This is a genomic window from Paenibacillus sp. LK1 (assembly GCF_002750415.1).
In the GTDB taxonomy this organism is placed as follows: Bacteria; Bacillota; Bacilli; order Paenibacillales; family Paenibacillaceae; genus Paenibacillus; species Paenibacillus taichungensis.
The window spans coordinates 196,090-213,039 of the sequence record NZ_PEII01000001.1 but is presented as its reverse complement, the minus strand read 5'-3'; the positions used below and the strand labels follow the sequence as shown (position 1 = coordinate 213,039).

The 16,950-nt window shown below is 46.6% G+C and carries 15 protein-coding genes; 4 read left to right on the top strand and 11 right to left on the bottom strand.

Annotated elements, in window-relative coordinates; genetic code table 11:
- Window positions 1–128: 128 nt before the first annotated feature.
- Window positions 129–527, bottom strand: a complete 399-nt coding sequence (locus CS562_RS00870; protein WP_090896607.1) for a hypothetical protein — start codon at window positions 525–527, stop codon at window positions 129–131.
- A 120-nt stretch (window positions 528–647) separates the two neighbouring features.
- Here CS562_RS00870 and CS562_RS00865 point away from each other — a divergent pair, with 120 nt between their 5' ends.
- A complete protein-coding gene (locus CS562_RS00865) occupies window positions 648–992 on the top strand; it encodes a hypothetical protein (protein ID WP_076289685.1) in 345 nt (114 codons plus the stop codon).
- Window positions 993–1,196: 204 nt separating this feature from the next.
- On the opposite strand, the gene CS562_RS00860 is transcribed toward CS562_RS00865, so the two are convergent.
- The 7 genes from CS562_RS00860 to CS562_RS00830 form a co-directional block, all read right to left on the bottom strand.
- The gene (locus tag CS562_RS00860) at window positions 1,197–2,843 is read right to left on the bottom strand and encodes an MGH1-like glycoside hydrolase domain-containing protein (protein WP_099852899.1); all 1,647 of its coding nucleotides are present in this window, start codon (window positions 2,841–2,843) and stop codon (window positions 1,197–1,199) included.
- A 23-nt stretch (window positions 2,844–2,866) separates the two neighbouring features.
- Window positions 2,867–4,183: an ABC transporter substrate-binding protein gene (locus CS562_RS00855; RefSeq protein ID WP_099852896.1), complete on the bottom strand. Its 1,317-nt coding sequence runs from the start codon at window positions 4,181–4,183 to the stop codon at window positions 2,867–2,869.
- An 88-nt stretch (window positions 4,184–4,271) separates the two neighbouring features.
- Window positions 4,272–5,111 (bottom strand): carbohydrate ABC transporter permease, encoded by an 840-nt coding sequence (locus CS562_RS00850; RefSeq protein WP_099852894.1) that lies wholly within the window; start codon window positions 5,109–5,111, stop codon window positions 4,272–4,274.
- Window positions 5,112–5,116: 5 nt separating this feature from the next.
- A complete protein-coding gene (locus tag CS562_RS00845) occupies window positions 5,117–6,031 on the bottom strand; it encodes a carbohydrate ABC transporter permease (protein WP_099852891.1) in 915 nt (304 codons plus the stop codon).
- A 123-nt stretch (window positions 6,032–6,154) separates the two neighbouring features.
- A complete protein-coding gene (locus CS562_RS00840) occupies window positions 6,155–7,717 on the bottom strand; it encodes a response regulator (RefSeq protein ID WP_099852888.1) in 1,563 nt (520 codons plus the stop codon).
- Window positions 7,692–9,509 (bottom strand): cache domain-containing sensor histidine kinase, encoded by a 1,818-nt coding sequence (locus CS562_RS00835; RefSeq protein ID WP_099852885.1) that lies wholly within the window; start codon window positions 9,507–9,509, stop codon window positions 7,692–7,694. Before CS562_RS00835 ends, CS562_RS00840 begins: the two co-directional genes overlap by 26 nt.
- Window positions 9,510–9,617: 108 nt before the next feature.
- Window positions 9,618–10,907 carry a Gfo/Idh/MocA family oxidoreductase gene (locus CS562_RS00830; protein WP_076289691.1) on the bottom strand — a complete coding sequence of 430 codons (1,290 nt, stop codon included), beginning with the start codon at window positions 10,905–10,907 and terminating at the stop codon, window positions 9,618–9,620.
- A 125-nt stretch (window positions 10,908–11,032) separates the two neighbouring features.
- Here CS562_RS00830 and CS562_RS00825 point away from each other — a divergent pair, with 125 nt between their 5' ends.
- Window positions 11,033–11,917, top strand: a complete 885-nt coding sequence (locus CS562_RS00825; RefSeq protein ID WP_099852882.1) for an AraC family transcriptional regulator — start codon at window positions 11,033–11,035, stop codon at window positions 11,915–11,917.
- 50 nt (window positions 11,918–11,967) lie between these two features.
- Here CS562_RS00825 and CS562_RS00820 read toward each other — a convergent pair whose 3' ends face one another.
- Both CS562_RS00820 and CS562_RS00815 read right to left on the bottom strand, forming a co-directional pair.
- Entirely contained in the window at window positions 11,968–12,255 is a 288-nt protein-coding gene (locus tag CS562_RS00820) for a hypothetical protein (RefSeq protein ID WP_099852880.1), read from the bottom strand.
- A gap of 243 nt (window positions 12,256–12,498) precedes the next feature.
- Window positions 12,499–13,443: a glycoside hydrolase family protein gene (locus CS562_RS00815; RefSeq protein WP_099852877.1), complete on the bottom strand. Its 945-nt coding sequence runs from the start codon at window positions 13,441–13,443 to the stop codon at window positions 12,499–12,501.
- A 375-nt stretch (window positions 13,444–13,818) separates the two neighbouring features.
- On the opposite strand from CS562_RS00815, the gene CS562_RS00810 reads away from it, so the two are divergent.
- Both CS562_RS00810 and CS562_RS00805 read left to right on the top strand, forming a co-directional pair.
- Entirely contained in the window at window positions 13,819–14,265 is a 447-nt protein-coding gene (locus CS562_RS00810; RefSeq protein WP_076289695.1) for a RidA family protein, read from the top strand.
- A gap of 5 nt (window positions 14,266–14,270) precedes the next feature.
- Window positions 14,271–14,861 (top strand): GNAT family N-acetyltransferase, encoded by a 591-nt coding sequence (locus tag CS562_RS00805; protein ID WP_373561659.1) that lies wholly within the window; start codon window positions 14,271–14,273, stop codon window positions 14,859–14,861.
- Between the two features lie 220 nt (window positions 14,862–15,081).
- On the opposite strand, the gene CS562_RS00800 is transcribed toward CS562_RS00805, so the two are convergent.
- A complete protein-coding gene (locus tag CS562_RS00800) occupies window positions 15,082–16,926 on the bottom strand; it encodes an IucA/IucC family protein (RefSeq protein WP_099852874.1) in 1,845 nt (614 codons plus the stop codon).
- Between the last annotated feature and the right edge of the window lie 24 nt (window positions 16,927–16,950).

Sequence of the window (16,950 nt, the reverse complement as noted above, 5' to 3'; positions counted from 1 at the left end):
GCACCTATGAGTTATACTAGGGAAGAGAAATATGCATATCATGACATGGGATAGATCCAGGGTATGGATCGTTCTTTAATCAAGATTGCAAGTACAGACAGATATGAATTCAGCGAAGTCTGGTCTCATTATTTCTTCTTTTTATTCGTTGGGCGATAGATCGATTCGACCTGAGTTAGCGGAAAGAGAATACGTGAGGAGAATTTACCCTTTCCCTGCAGCTCAATGTAATCCAGTCCAACACCAACAAGTCGGATATTGTTAAATGCATTTCGAGATGGGAATACCGTGCGGATGCCTACCCGTATGCCTCGCCGTGCTCGTGGTACATCAAATACACGAATGGAAAACAAGCTGAGTGGAATAAATAACTGCCGATTAACTTTGATGAAATTGCGCGGATATACTTTTCTAATTATTCCAGGTTCCAGACCAGACAATGGAGCATTCAGTTCTGCCAGATGTCCCTGGAACTCGGCCAGACGCTGCTGAAGTGTTTTTCCTGTATGAAGTTGGTGCCAATTCATAAGCAATCCTCCGTTCGCCATTTATACCTACTATATGAATGGACGAGGGCAAGAGGTGAGCAAAATGGCGCCCATGTTACTCATGATAAGGTACAACTTAAGATATAGGGAGTGATTCAGATGGACGTGGAAATGTATAAAGACCTCATTCGCGATGAACGTGGCAACTATTATATCGCGGTACAGATGGAGGGTAATGAGCTTACGCTTGTTAACGCATTTGTAGAAGCATCGTTTACACCGGAACTGATCTATAATGAAGAATTTCGGAATAAACATAAAGAGATGGAAGGCGGCTTTGTAGGCAAAATCGCAATGGACCTTCTCCGACATGATGTGGTCATGGGTTTGAAACAAATGGACAGAAAGCTGCTGGAGCTGTCGGATGTTGAACAGAAGTACACGGTGAACTATATAGATACGATTGAGTTCTATCGCCACCCTGCGTGGGAGCGGAAAGCATAAGAAAATGTTGGCTTTCTCGTATAAATAAAGGGAGTCTTCAAAGTTAACTTCTCTTCATCCGTCGTGGACAGTCCATACGATATTAAATTGTAAAAGCGCAAGTACAGGGGATTTCCTCCTGCTACTTGCGCTTTTGCTGTTGAACTCTATATCGGCAAATGGGCCTGATTAATGCTCCTGTAGAAAGGATACTTTTTTAACTCACTAGCAATAAGAAGGAAAGATGATGCCAATATCCCGTTCTGTTTTCAACTTTCCCTCAATATATCGCTGGAGTTCATTTCCTTTGATTCGAAACGGAATGCATTTTCCTCGATAGATCAGTTCACCTTCAATCGTGCGCACGCTCATTCCGATGATGCCTTCCAAATGTCCACTACGATCCGTAATTAATCGAATTCCCGCTGGTCCTTCCATAAAAACCTTACCATCCTGATATACCGTTACCCGTTCTGGTGTGTTCACCAATTCAAAATGCAGTCCATTCATCGTGCGGCTGTACGCCGTATGACCAGCTACTTCTTCGCCATGATCCATGTCGATGGGGAGAAGACCGGTAAACCACAGTTGATCCGATCCAACCGGCATGATGCCGCATAACCGTTCCACATAATCAAGCAGGCAAAGAATGGAGGGGGAATAGGTTTCGGTAAAACCTTCCTCCCCGGTCCATGGACTTAAAGCCTGCGGAAAGCGCGTTGCTTTGGAAAGGGACGACAAGATGGGTTGCATCACCCAGGTCAATTCCACATAGCGATGGTGATATTCAAATGCATGTGGTGCACGGATCAGACTCAGGAAATTGGATGCTCCACCCCAACTGTTATAAGAGGAGAACGGATCGAACCTTGGATCATCCATCGACATGGAGGTAAACGGGTATTTGGCGAAAAACTTGCTTGTGTTCAGCAAATACCTGCGCAGCATGTTATCAAACAATTTACGGTCGCCCACCTCGCAGGCCATCACGCGCAGCAGCACATCGGACTGTACCCTGACGAATTCGTCGTTGCGATCCCGGTCGTAGAAGAACATATCCTCTTCGTCATAACAGTAGCGGAAGAGACTTTCGAGACTGGTTTCAGCTTTTGCTTTCCAATCACCACTAGACTCCCCAAGTTCCTCAGCCATTTGGGATAAATACATGCGCTGGCAATATATATTGGCGGTTAAGTCTGGTGCCAAAAAAGGCAGGACCGGAGAGTCCGGATGGTAGGACGCAGCATCATTCATATAAGGTGTATCCGGGACATGCCAGAACCGGGGGGACTGATCATGCCCGGTATCAAAGGTGCTAAATGCCTCCACACAGCCTTTCCCTCGGGTATTACGATACGTTGCAATCCATTCGTCGTATTGTACCATTGCCTTGTACATGGTCTTCAGGAAGGAGCGGTTCTTTCCATGAAGTTGGTAGTGGTTCCATACGCTTCGTGCCAATGGTGTAACGAGCTGAATCTGACGAAAGGAAGGACCGTTCTCCGTTAGCTTATAAGGCAGCAATCCATCTTCTCTTTGGTGTCGGGCAAAAGCTAGATAGGTCGTTTCCGATACGGAAGGAATCAGACGTGACAGCAGCTCCGCATTAATGGTGCCCGTACTCTCCAGCCAGCAGCCCAGATAGATACCACCTTCCTGAAGAATGGGCTCACTGCCGTTCAGGGGCACAATGCAAGTCAGTAACTTCTCCAATGCGGAATAATAAGTCGCTTCCAAACGTCCGCCGGATGCCGCGAATCGAACACCCGACGCCTGCCATTCCTGTATTAACTTTTGATCCTCCGGTTTACCTGGCTGCACATGATCGTGGATCGAGATCTGCCGCAGCTTGTTCAGCAGGGCTTCTGTCATGTTGACCTCCTTGAAGCGGTTAATTATTGATTGGATTCAAAAATTCGTACGGTGCCATTATAGAAGTCAGTCACGGCTTGCTCCACACTTTTTCGGCCAAAGCCGATTTCCTGGTTGGTTGTCTGGGCCAGCTTGGAGAATTCAGCGAATCCCGGAGGATTATAGCTCACGTCAAAAGGCTCCGTTTTTGTAGCTTCAGATACAAAGCTGGTGTAATTATATACAATCTCCTCAACAGGTCCCGCTTCTTGTTGAAGCAGATTGCGGTTGGCTTCCGTAACGGGCACGCCGCGGTCGTTGCCGAGAATTTTGGCTGCGTCCGGATCATTAATCCAGAAATCCATCAGGATCGCGACTTCTTTTGCATGTTTGGTATTTGCATAACCGGACAACCCCTGACTGGATTCAAATACAACCCCAGTTCCTTTTGGACCCCGTGGTACAGGCAAAAGAATTAACTTATCTTCCGTGAGACTCTGGAAAGCAGCCAGCTGATTCGAAGGAAGCAAGCTCATAGCCGCCTTGCCCGTAATAAGCAAGGATTTACTCGTATCATCCGGTGGATTGGAAACCTGCAATTCAGGCGTGACCACACCTCCGGATTTGGAAGCCTGCTCCCAGTAAATGAACCATTCCAAAATGTCTTCTTTTGCAAATCCGAGCGTTCCGTTCTTCATATCATATAGCTGTTTGCCGCGTTGTTTCAAAAAGATGTCCATACCGTCAACCGTGAAATTATAGGTTCCATAAAAGCCCTTGCCGAGCTTGTCGGACAGCTCCTTGCTGATTGCAGCATAATCTTCCCAAGTCCAATCCGAAGCTGGCAAAGGGATTCCCGCTTGATCGAACAGCGCCTGATTGACGACAATGCCCCGTGCATTCGCACCCGCGGAAATATGCTGCAACTTTCCATCAAGACGCCCATACTCAACCATGGTGGCATCCATGCCATCCAGATTCAGTTCACTACCGACATAAGGGTCCAGGTTCAAAAGCACATCCTTCTTGGCATAGTCAACCACATTACCTCCAAGGAAGAAAATATCCGGTGCTGTGCCTGACGCGAGCTGTGTATTCAACTTGTCGAAATATCCGGAGGAAGGCGCAAATTCACCTACAATTTTAATATTCGGATGTTTCTCCTGAAAAACCTTCAGGGCTTCATTCGTAATATCTGCCCGTTTTTGATCGCCCCACCACATCATGCGCAATTCGACTTGCCCGTCTTCCGCGGTTTCCGTTCCTTTTTGCTCATCAGCGCCGGTATGATCCGTTCCAGAGCAGGCAGTTACCAATAACAGGAGCGAAGCTATAACAGTGATCATTAATCGTTTCAACATGAGAAATCCCCCTGACGATGGATAATGAAAAACATAATATCTGTTGTACACGTATTGCGTCTGGACAGGTATTTTCGTAATTTCGTAATCACTTCAGCCCAGTCGTTGCAATTCCCTCTAGAAAATAACGCTGAAATACCAGAAAGATAATGGTCACAGGCAGCAGAGACAGCGTGGACATGGCGAGCAGTGCACCCCAATCCGATTGTCCCGATGGATCGAATAACGACCGAATCCCCAGCTGTACGGTAAACAGATCAATTTTGCTCAGGTAGATCATCTGACTAAAGAAGTCATCCCAGCTCCAGATGAAGGTGAAGATCGCTGTTGTGATCAGGGCAGGAACGAGAAGTGGCACCACGATTCTGAAAAAAATCTGCGATTGCCCGCAACCGTCAATAGTTGCACTCTCGTCCAGCTCCCGTGGGATACCACGGATGAATTGAACCATGAGCAGAATGAAGAAGGAATCCTGTGCCAGCCACTTGGGCAGAATGAGCGGGAAATACGTATTAATCCAATGCAGCTCGTTATACAGAATGTACTGAGGTACCAGGGTTACATGGTAAGGAAGCATGAGTGTGACCAGCATAATGCTGAACCACAGGCCTTTGAACTTGAACTTCAATCTGGAAAAGGCGTAGGCTGCTAGGGAACAAGAAATCACATTTCCCAACACACTCATGACCGAGATCAACGCCGAGTTACCGAAGAAGCGGCCAAACGATACCCCTTGCAATCCTTTCCAGCCATTCACAAAATGATCAAGAGTAAAGTTGGTTGGAATCAGGCTACTATTCGTGAAGATGAGATGATTTGGTTTAAACGAACTGAGAATTAACCATAACACCGGATACAACATCAGCAGACCGAAGAGGATAATGGCGGCATGCCTCCCGGCTTGAACCAAACGTCGCTTTAGTGGCATGTGTACTATCTCCCTTCCTGATTGTCGCCGTAGAACACCCAGAATTTCGAGGTGAGAAAGACGATTGCGGTGAATACCCCGATAATGACCAGCATGATCCACGCCAGGGCAGAAGCATAACCCATATCAAAGAACGAGAAGCCTTTCAGATACAGGTACAAGGTATAGAACATTGTGGCGTCGAGCGGGCCTCCGCGTCCATCCCCGATCACATAAGCGGGTGTAAAGGCTTGAAACGAATTGATCATGCTCATGATCAGGTTGAAAAAAATAACAGGCGAGAGCATCGGAAGTGTGATGCCGAAGAATTGGCGTACCTTTCCGGCCCCGTCGACGTCCGAAGCTTCATATAAATCGGCTGGAATTTGCTTTAGGCCAGCCAGGAAGATAACCATGGCCGAACCGAACTGCCATACAGAGAGTGTGATGATCGTATAGACCACATAATCGGGATGGGCAATCCAGGCGGGTCCGGTGATTCCGAACCAACTCAGAAACTGATTGACCAAGCCACTTCCTTCGAAAATCTGACGCCAGACGATCGCAATAGCGACGCTGCCTCCCAATAGGGAAGGGATGTAATACACGGTTCGGTATAAGCCGAGTCCCCGAATCCCCTTGTTCAGCGCCATTGCTACAAGTAGGGCGAAGGCAAGCCTGAGCGGAACAGATAGAAATACATAATAAAATGTTAGCCCCAAAGATCTGCGAAAGGTATCGTCTTCGGTAAAAATCTGGACATAGTTGCTGAGCCCCGTCCACGTGGGTGATGATAACAAATTAAATTTAGTCAAGGACAGGTAGAGCGACGCAACCATCGGTCCGAGTGTCAGACAGAAAAGTCCGATGAGCCAGGGCAGCAGAAACAAATAGGCAGTCATATTCTGCTGGCCGTATAACGGCTTGGACAGCTTTCTCATCATAGGCCTCCCTTCAGGATTGGATGTTAATTCGTGATCACCGCAAAATTGAATCCGCTTACAATATTTGCGGTGATTCTCTTGGTAAATTCATCATACCGGGGAGGGGGAGAAGCCGGAATCTCATTTCTTCGGATCATGATTATCAATTTTTTCGGAATGCAGCAAACGATAATCCGAAGGACTTATGTTGAACATTTTTTTGAATTTTGAACTGAAATAGCTTGGGGAACGGAAGCCTGTCAGCTCTGTAACATCCCAGACGGTTAGTTGGGTTTCCCTCAGTAAACGTATGGCATGTTTCATTCGCACCTCGGTTACATATTGAATAAAAGAGATGCCGGCAGCTTCTTTGAATATCTCTGAAAAATAGGTAGAGTTGTAGTTATAATGGTCAGCTAACGAAGTTAATGTCAGTTCCAGCATGTAATTTTCCTCAATATATCGTTTGGCCGATTCAATAACCGTATCTTCTCCAACCTCGGATGGCTGCTGTTGATTCACAAAATCTTCCGCCCAATGCATCAGCAGCAGTTCTGCCTGGTCTGGGGTCTTTAGCCAAAGCACCCATTCCGGGGAAAGCCACGAGGATTCCTGTTCGAACAATAATGAAATTTGAAAAAGGCTTCGGATCATATGGGAAGTGGATATCCGAAATGAGTCAGTAAGCTCCTTTCGAATCACGGTGCGGAAGGAATCCAGCTCTCCACGAATGAGGCAACGATGCAGCATGCGACTGGTTTCCTCAGGCAGTAATGGACTATGATCTACTACGGGCACACGGTCCTGTGCACCTTTGCGCCCAGCAGAGTTCCAAGCCAAGAGGGAATGAATATAGCCTTCTTTCCAGCGCTCAAACCCAGACACGGACAATCCCAATCCAACTTGTACATCTATCGTTAAGATAGAGCGGGTCTGTGCTGTGATCTGCTGAGCAAATTCGTGCTGAATACCTTCCAATGTTATGAAATGCATGATTCCAGGGTGGGCTCCGTCATGGAACACTTGCACGTTATCTGGATAGGATTGAGCCATTTCGTGACAAAGCAGCTCAAAGGGTAGGTGGAGCTTTTCGGGAATACGTTCCACTGAGGCAGTCTGTATACCGGAGTTTCGCATGCCAGCGGTGATGAAACAGACGCTGTGATCCTGCCAGGATTCCAGATGAAACAGCCGCATTCGTTCTGGCAGTGAAGAAGGTGGGAGGCGATGTCCCCTAACAAGATCAAGCAGGAAACGTTGCTTCATTTCTTTGTAATACTGGGAGAGACGCCATTGCATCATTTCGGAATCGCCGTGCAGCTGTTTCTTTTTATCCAACTCATCTTTGATTTTATTTAAAGTGGTTTTCAGTTCATCCCGGGTTACAGGCTTCAGCAAATAGTCCATGGCCTGGCTGCGCACACCTGCTCTGGCATAGTGGAAATCTTCATATCCAGTGATGATCATAATTTGAATGGAAGGATTAAGGCTTCGGCAAACGTCCAGTAATTGGACGCCATCCATGACCGGCATGTTCATGTCTGTAATTAACAAGTCAAAATGTTCAGTTTTCAGAAGCTCTTCCGCTTCGATGCCGTTTGCTGCTTCACCTGAAATGATAAAGCCCATGTCTTGCCAGTTCACTTTCAATTTTAGTCCTTCGCGAACCTCGATCTCGTCATCTGCGATCAATACGTTGTACATCATATTCCTCCTGTGCGGGTAGAATCAGTTCAATAGACGTGCCGTTATGCTCTCCGTTCTCGATCTGAATGTTAAACAGACTTCCGTAATGCAAGCGGCAGCGTGCAACTACATTACCGAGCCCAATGTGCCAGCTTTGGCTTCGCAATAGGGGTTCCAGCTGAGATGCTTCAACAGGATCATGAATTTTCTGGATGATTTCGGCTGGAATCCCGGGCCCATTGTCTGAAATGTTGAAATGAAGGTGGTTATTCCGTCTGGAGATCAGGATGTGTACCTCTGCCGTCGTCTGATGCTGGAAGCTGTATTTGACGGCATTCTCGATAAGCGGCTGAAGAATAAATTTAATGATGACCAGAGAATTCAGCTTGCCTTCCTGTGTCAGAGTAATGTCCAGCTTATGACCGAAACGGGTTTGCAGAATGGAGATATAGTGGCGGATATAAGCCAGTTCCTCTGCAAGCTGTACCCTGTCGTCACTTGTATTCATGGAGAATCGCATCATTTTGCCCAGATCCTCAATGACCTGAACTGTATCATCTGTTCGGCACTGCATGGCGAGACTGCTCACCAGTTCCAGCGTGTTAAACATAAAATGGGGATTAATCTGCATGAGCAGCGCTTTATACTCAGCTTGCTGGCGGAGTAGCTTCAGCTCGAATTCGTTCTGGATGTGCTGTCGCAATCGGCTGATCATGTAGCGGAAAGTGGAGATGACATAACTGACTTCGCTTTTTACATTTTTGTCCGGAGGCAGAAGGGACTCTGCTTGATCGAATGCGCCGCGCTGTACCTGTCTCATGGCCAATACCAGTCGTGTTAAAGGTTTGGTGACGCCATAAGAGAGCCAGGCAGCGGCAAACAAAGAGACGAGAATGAGAACAATGGTGACCACCAGAATGGTACTCTGAAGTTTGTGAAGAGAAGAATATAGCTCTTTTTCCGGTGCCAGACCAGCCAGCATCCAGCCCGTACGCCCCAGCTTTTTGTATACCAGAATATCACGCTGTCCTTCATCATTGTTCAGATACACCACACCCGATTTGAGCGAGTTGTTCCGGATCTGATCGATTTCTGCTAAAGCTTCGGCACCAAGCTGATTGGCCTGTTGGGAAAGAATAGGACTTCCTTGTTCGCCCAGTAGAAAAATAGTGCTGCTCTCAGCCAGATGGATTCGGTTAAGCGGTTCCAGAAAGTAAGATTCGCTGACGTTAATTTTCATCACATTTTGGGCTGTAGCATGGTGAAAGGTCCCAATGGGCATTAGCAGACTAACTACCGGGTTGCCATGATCCCTTATATTTTCATGTTGATCGGTATGTGCAGGCAGCCAGTGATTCCCTGAGATAAAGAAATTTTTGTACCATGATTCTTGCAAGAAGAGAGCGTCGGTCGTTACTTGATTTTCACTGCCAATCCTCAGTCCATTTCGTCGATAGATGGATACATCGGAGATACTGGTGTAGCTGTTCGTAGCCTGGGTCAGAAAACGGCTCATCGCCAGATTGACAAGCATCTTTTCCCCTTCAGGAAGGTTGGAGTCACTTATTGCGTTATCCCAGTTCTTGGCGGTATCGCTGTTGAAAACAAGAGAGGCTACATCATAGATCTGCATTTGAACCATATCGACATAGGAACCGTATTCCTCCATCTTCTCAAGAGCAGAAGATTCAATGTAGGAACGAATTACAGTGCGTGATTCCTTAAAGAGTAGGAAGGAGAGTGTGCCAAAACAAAGAACGAAGAGCACAATGATAAAGGCGATCAGGCGGCTTTTTAATGAGAAAAACATGGATTCCTCCTTAAGCGAATAGATTTCAAGACCGTCGTCAAAATGGGAAAAAGACTGCGTATTATACGCAGTCTTTGAATTAAATGTGGTTGGAGCGGCCTTGCGTTCCTAGAAACGAACCAGATTGTTGATGCGAACAGGTAAGCCGGTTGCGATGGCGCGGTTGGCTGCAATTCCGGTGAGGATGGATCTTGCTCCGTCGAATTGGTTGGCAGCGCGGTGGTATGGATCTTCCGCTGGCTCTCCAAACAGATCATTCAGAAGTACAGGATCACCTCCGCCATGACCGCCTTCTTTTTCCTCGACCTGAACCTCGTATGGGGCATCGAACATGGGAAGGACACGCAGTGTTTTGCCAATCAATGCACCTTCAAGATTTTTGTCACCCAGCGAGTTAACATAGGATTGTTCTACAATGTTCATTTCGATCCGGCCTTTGGTGCCATTAATGGCGATGCGATAGCCTTCCCACGGCTGGTATGCAACCAGTGAATAGGTCAAAATAGCTTTGTTCTGATACTGGACAAGAACGCCCATCGTATCCTCGATGTTGATGCCATCTCCGAATACGCTTTGATCCCGCTGGTAGCCGTCTTCCGGTTCAGCATCCAGATACATGGCTTTGAGATGTGCATCCGAATCCAGATGCAGGGCAAAAGGATCTTCTTGCGCAATCGGGTTGCCCGTTGCACGAGTGTAAAACTGGGTCACGCCTCGTTCCTCTGCGTTCTCTCTACCATAATACATGAGATCGCCGAATGCGAAGACGGTCTCAGGCTGCGAACCGATCCAGAAATTGACCAAGTCGAAGTGATGCGTGGATTTGTGCACGAGCAGTCCGCCACTATTACGCTTGTCCCGGTGCCAGCGGCGGAAGTAATCTGCGCCATGGCGCGTATTCAGCAGCCATTCGAAGTGGACCGAAGTCACTTTTCCGATTGTGTCATTCTGAATCAGTTCCCGTATTTTGGTATGGTGCGGCGCATAACGGTAGTTAAAGGTGACGCGTATATTTTGTCCAGTCCGCTTGACGGCATCAAGAATATCCTGACATTTGTGTTCATCGATGGTCATGGGCTTCTCAGTCACAACATCACAGCCAAGCTCCATTGCCCGAATGATATATTTGTGGTGGGTGCGGTCGATGCTGGTTACAATGACGAAGTCCGGCTTCTCGTTCTCAATCATCTGATCAAACTGATCTGCAGGATAGGTTGGCACCTCATTGTATTTATATTTTTCCCTCAGCAACTGATTGGCGTAATTCATGCGTGTCTGGTTAATATCACAAAAAGCTGCAAGTTCGGATGTTTCCCTGAAATTTTGGGCTAATGCTCCATAGAAAAATTCAGCACGGCCGCCTGTTCCGACTAATACGTAGCGTTTTTTGTTACTCATGTCTATCGCCTCCTTGAATATAGCTTTAGACTATAACAAGGAAGCACTTCATTCGCCGCTTTTTGTGCGTAATCGCTTTCAAATGCCGCTTATTTTGCTATAATTCAACTAAAGGGGGCAGCTGCATGATACAGACATTTCAAGCGGATTACCATGATCCCACCGGATATTTGAATATCGAATATGATCGCCGCCTTGGATATTTTTCCATGACCGATGACCATCTGCATGACCATTATGAGCTGTACTACCTGCTATCGGGTGAGCGCATTTACTTCATTAAGGATCGAACTTATCGAATCAAAGCCGGAGACTTCGTATTCATTAACCGGAATACCGTTCATAAAACAATGGAGAGTGGAAGACCAGACCATGATCGAATTGTTCTGTATATCAAGCCAGAGCTGTTCACCGAATTGGCCATTTTACCCGAGCTGGCTGAGGGACTGAAGGAGCCATTCGGCTGGAATATTCCCATTCTGAGGCTTCCTTCACAGGTAAGTGAAACAGCGGAGCGAATGGTCAGTGAAATGATTGATGAGATGGTCCATACCAGAGCTGGAAGCAGTCTGCTGCTGCGTCACCGATCCGTTGAACTGCTGTTGTTTGCTTACCGTAACAAACATTTGAGCACCGTGCACTCGGCCGACAGTGAGCCGGTTCTGCATCCCAAGGCACAGGCAGTGGTGCGTTATCTCAACGATAACTATCAGCAGGATCTAGCGCTGCCTGAGGTTGCTGCATTATTTCGAATTAGTCCCCATTATCTAAGCCGTTTGTTCAAACAGACTACAGGTTTCACGTTCAGCGATTATCTCAATCTGCTTCGTGTGAAGGAGGCGCAGCGTTTGCTGCGTGAAAGCGAGGATTCCATAACCGAGATCGCTCTGCGAGCGGGATTCAGCAATTTTTCACATTTTGGGAAGATGTTCAAGCGTACGGTTCAGGTGTCACCGAGGACATATCGTCAGAAGTTTAGAGAAGTAGGTTCGACGAGAGTGCTGAGATAGGGTGGGTTTATTTCAAACGTTGGAGTCCCTTAATAATGATGTTTGTTTTATCACTTACCTTTTGTAATTCTTTCAATGAAAGCATAATATTCGAAAGCGTTCTTAATATTGTTCGTATAGATGCTCAGGTTTGTTTCATCTGTTGTTTTGTTGCTTTTGATGTATCGATCCAGCTCTTTTTTATAATGTATACTTTCCAGAATAACACTGCGGTAAGCTGAGTCGGCAGAAGACTCGATACGATGTTTGAGTTCACGATACTTATGAAAAAAGATGGATGCAATAATCAGAATGATAGTGAATAAAATCAGAATAATATGTCGTGTTTTTGTACTCATAAATACGTCCTTGTTTATGTATTTAGTATTTTCCCATTTTGAAAATGGAGTTCTACAAAATAACATGTAACGACACTTAAACCTATAGGTAAATACAGGAAGGGAATTCTTGACGACACGCGATCCGAAGTCGAACATGTAAAAAAAGAACCTGAGCAATCCTGCGTGCGCAGACATTGGTTCAGGTCCTTTATTATGACGTTGTATAACTGTGTTTAAATCTCACTTTAGGAACAACGCAGCTCAAACCGAAATTTGACTTGTATCGTTCTCCGGTCGCAACTTCATCTGTAACACTTCATCCCGTGGACAGACCATCACACCATCAATGACATCGAGACGTGCGGCCTGAATGGAGGAACGACGTGCGGGTTCGCTGGCATGATCGATACCTTCGATCCGGTCTGGGTGGGTAAAATAAAAGATATAGGCTTCATCATTCTGTACGACGACATCTGCATGCAAACCGATTACACCATCATCCTCACGATTTCCTGGCTGATCGAGAATCAGACTGTTCCATTCCCAATGCTCCAGGTCATCCGACTTGTAAACAGCCTGTCCTCTCCATTCGTCAACAATCATCCAATACGAATCACGGAAACGAAATACGTTAGGCCCTTCATGCGCACGCCCTGTAATAACCGGACCGATGACTTCCCATTGATAGAAATCCGGGCTATCTGCTGCATACGTATGGGATGAATTAGCTTCATCCTTGTACCACATCCGGAATTTTCCGTTCGGCAGCGGGTAAATGCACGCATCAATCACACGATCCGAGCTAAGCTCCAGTTTGCCATGGAATGTCCAAGAGAGCAGATTCGTACTGGTGTAATGCAAAATGTGCCGATCATGGCCAGCCCAGTCATGAGGCACCCCTTGAATGTAACTGACATACATGTGATACGTGCCCTCATGCCAGAAAATTTCGGGAGCCCAGAACGTATTATGTCCCCATTCATGCTCCAACCCGGTTAACGTACCACGATAAGTCCAAGACTGTCCACCGTCAGCTGAAGAAGCTACGCCCAAATCCGTGCCATGCACCCAGGCGAACTTTGACCCTCCGGCTGTGGCTCTGCGATTGGTATAGATCATCCACCAGGTTTGCTCGGAACGATTCCATACAACGACCGGATCAGCAGCTCCATCAAAGATGGGATCACGAAACAATGGTGCACTCATGATGATTCCTCCTTATATTCAATCCCATTGATTTTAGAGTTATTGCTTCTATCGTAAAAGAAATGATTTGAAATTACAATATGACGTTTTCAATATTTAAGGAATTATATATTTATTAATTCATTTAAAATATCAATAAAAATATCAATTGAATCTAACATCGTAAACTGCACCCTGTATCCTAGTTTAGAGCATTTAATGCTGATCGACATTTGAAATGTAATTAATTACTTATATGAAGGAAAATATCCCTTCAACCCATTTTACATCTTGCAGTTCAAGAGCAACCGGCGTATATTGAGATTTAACTAAATTAGGAATAAATTGAAAGATTGATAGCTTGTAAAGACATTTTTATACATAAAGGAGAAGCCGATGATACAGACCAGATTGGACGAATTGGGCATTGTATTGCCCCAAGCAAGTACGCCGGCAGCAAAGTATACCAATGCGGTGATTGTAAACGGAATCATGTATGTGTCCGGTAAAGGGCCGGATACGCAAGAGCGTGGCAAACTGGGGGAGCAGTTCACGACGGAGCAGGGATATGAATTTGCTCGAAATGCTGCCATCGAGGTGTTGGCTGTCGTTCAGGAAGTGCTTGGTTCACTAGATCGGGTGAAGCGGGTGGTTAAAGTGCAGGGGTTCATCAATGCGACCGCCTCGTATGAGGAGCACCATAAAGTGTTAAACGGGTTCTCGGATCTGATGCTGGAAGTGTTTGGAGAACAGGGCGCGCACGCCCGTTCCGTATTTGGCGCTGTATCCGTGAGGGACAACTTGCCGCTGATCATTGACTCGATTTTCCAAGTGGAGGAGTAGAGTTCATGACCAATCCCGCTTCAATGAATCCGTTAATGCTGTCTTTTCCCGAAAGTTTCGAAACACCGCGTTTGACCATTCGTGCCCCGAGGTGGGGAGATGGAGCGGCAGTGAATGAGGCAATTCGTGAAAGTGCGGAGCAATTACGTTTGTGGTTGCCTTTTGCCGAGAACATACCTTCACTGGAGGAATCGGAAGCGCATGCCCGCAAAGCCAGGCTGCAATTTCTGGAGCGTACCGACATGATGCTTCATTTACGTGACAGATTTACGGATGATTTCGTGGGCAGCAGCGGACTGCATCGAATCGACTGGAATGCACGTTGTTTCGAAATCGGTTATTGGATCAGAACTTCGCGTGCCGGTGAGGGTCTCATGACAGAAGCGGTCAGAGGTATTGAGCAGTTCGCAATAAACTATCTGGAGGCCAATCGACTGGAAATCCGATGTGATGCCCGCAATGTGCGAAGTGCCAAAGTGGCTGAGCGTGCAGGCTATACGCTTGAAGGTGTACTGCGCAAGATGCGGCGTGACAGTACAGGCACGTTGGTAGATATGATGGTGTTTGCCAAGGTAAGAGGCGATGAGTTTGAATAAATAGGTTGAAAAAAGATAAGAAATGAATCGGAAAATGATTTAAAAGAAAGAAAGAAAGAAAGAAAGAAAGAAAGAAAGAAAGAAAGAAAGAAAGAAAGAAAGAAAGAAACGGCTTCTGGAAGAACACGTTGTATTGTTCTCCAGGGCCGTTTTTTGATATGCAAATATTGGAGGCTGGGAGATACTGCTGGATGAATTGGAGCAGATAAAAGGAACCTCCTTACCTCATTGGATTGGGAATGTTGACGTATAACGGCGTCTCACCACGCTGATGGAACCGGCTGAGCAGATTGGCTTTGGCCGGTAAGGTCTCGGTGGTCAACAGATCACGAATGACGTCGTTGATGTGCGAGGATTCGGTTGTCTTTTTCCGAAGCTCCTCCAATGCATTTCTCACCACCCTCCAGTATGGCTGCTCCTGTTGACCAGTATAATATGCCAGACGCTGCACCACATGACTGAGGTGATTGACAAAGAAATAATATTTCAATCGATGAAGTGATTCTTCTTCGGTATACAAGACAGGACTGTTGGCATTCACTACCTGATGGATCCAACCTTGCTGTTCCGCTAAGGCTCGATTGACACTGATGCCCTCCAGATCCCTAACCACAAAAGTGGCAGGCATGCCATCTTCAAGACGCAGCATGGAATTCTGTACATGAGCTTCTAGACTAATGCCTGTCTCGGCATACAGTTCCACAAGTGGAACCATGGACAATTCCAGATATTGACGAAGCCATTCATACCAGTCTGTCTGCACCCTCGCATCATTTACACGATCCGGCGACGAAGATGACTGGAGACTTTCCCGGACAGCCCGGAACAACAGCGGTTCGGTTTCTCCGGGAAGTACCTCCATCAGAGATGCCACAACATAAGGAGCCCCTGAAGCAGAGCGGCAAGACTCTGGTGCTTCGCGCAGGATCATGGAGAATCCGGAGATCAACGCCTCTTGAGTGGACGAAGGCATCTCCGGTACCTTCAAGCTACGATAACCTTTTTCCAGCAAAATTTGAAATTTCTCTGACGTCCAGCGATCCTGAATCTGCTGTACAATTCTGGATGCATCCAGTGTGCGCAGCAACTGCTCTTCATTGTTCTCGCGAATAAAATTTGTAATTCGAATATGAAGAGACAGCTTATAGAAACAACTTTCCTTTGGATTCCAGACCGTGCGCACCGATGAGGTAGGATACACGGAAGGTCCGGTAGAGCCCAGATCAATCAAAGTGCCTTGTCGTAATAAGGACTTTACAGGTTCAAGTGTCCGCAAATAGGCGGCCTGCCAAGGATGACAAGGGAGGAGGACATAATGTTTGCTTTCCAGAGAGAGGTGCTTCCAAGCGGCCTCGGCCATTTCCGCAGGAACCCAGGGTGCTTCACTGCCATAGTCCACGGTATCCAGCCAATCCTCCAACACAAGTTCAGGTGCGACCGCAAAACAGCTGAGCGGAAAGCTTACGCCAAATTCTGGCGAATAGGCATGCGAATCCGAAGAACTGAAGCCCTCCAGACTTTTCGGAGTTGGATGAAATGGATGACCACATAGTAGTGTCTGTTCCAGATAGCGAAAATCCAATGTTACAGGAGATGTTGTACTCAGGGCATGTTCCAGATAAGAGGTCATATGCTCCAAACTGTTGTAAACCATCTGCTCCAGCTCTGCTCTTTTCAACATTCGGGCTTTAAGATTGGGTTCTACAGATGATATTTCATCGAGCAACAGCGTTGTTATTTGTTCAAAAGAAACTTCTCTCCAACCATCGGGCTGTGCCCCGCCTGATTCTGCAATGTGAAACTTGTCGCCATAGACATGATGTCCAGCGGCGGAACGATGAAGCAGATTTCCATATATCCTCTGACCAGTACGCGGAAGCTCAATAACAAGTGAAAAGTTTGGCCGCGTGGTAATTCGAACATAAGGATCATGCTGTTCGGTTTCTCGGAGATAGGCGTTCAATATACGGCTTAACATCTCCTGACGAGCAATTCCGCTCGGCGATACTAAAGAGGGATGAACAGTCTGCTGGAATGGATCGATGGTGACGTTATCCTTGGTCATGATTGATTATCATCCTTTCACAAA